Source organism: Stenotrophomonas sp. SrG (assembly GCF_050031795.1).
GTDB classification, from domain to species: domain Bacteria; phylum Pseudomonadota; class Gammaproteobacteria; order Xanthomonadales; family Xanthomonadaceae; genus Stenotrophomonas; species Stenotrophomonas rhizophila_A.
Genome location: NZ_JBNBBE010000937.1, coordinates 1 through 242 on the forward strand (window position 1 = coordinate 1; position 242 = coordinate 242).

Here is a 242-nt window from a genome sequence, read left to right on the forward strand (position 1 = left end):
ACCACGGCACCAAACAGCGGATTGGGCCTGAAAAGCTGGGCGCCGGCGATGCATCCAAGCAGTTTTCCGTACCAGCGCATGGTCGTCGGGGCGGCCGGGGCAACAAAGGAACCTCAATTTACGTCACAGCGGCCCCAACCCGCTTTACACTAGGCCGCCCGCTGTCCCTGCGGGCCCTCCGGGTGCCCTGGACTGCCGTCTCGACGAAGCCCCAGGAGTGCCCGTGCCGACCTCGTTGTTGA

At 65.3% G+C, this 242-nt stretch carries 1 pseudogene; it reads right to left on the minus strand.

The annotated features are described in order from the left end of the window. Window positions 1-80: pseudogene (locus ACQG3P_RS22245) on the minus strand (J domain-containing protein); the annotation flags it as partial. Between the last annotated feature and the right edge of the window lie 162 nt (window positions 81-242).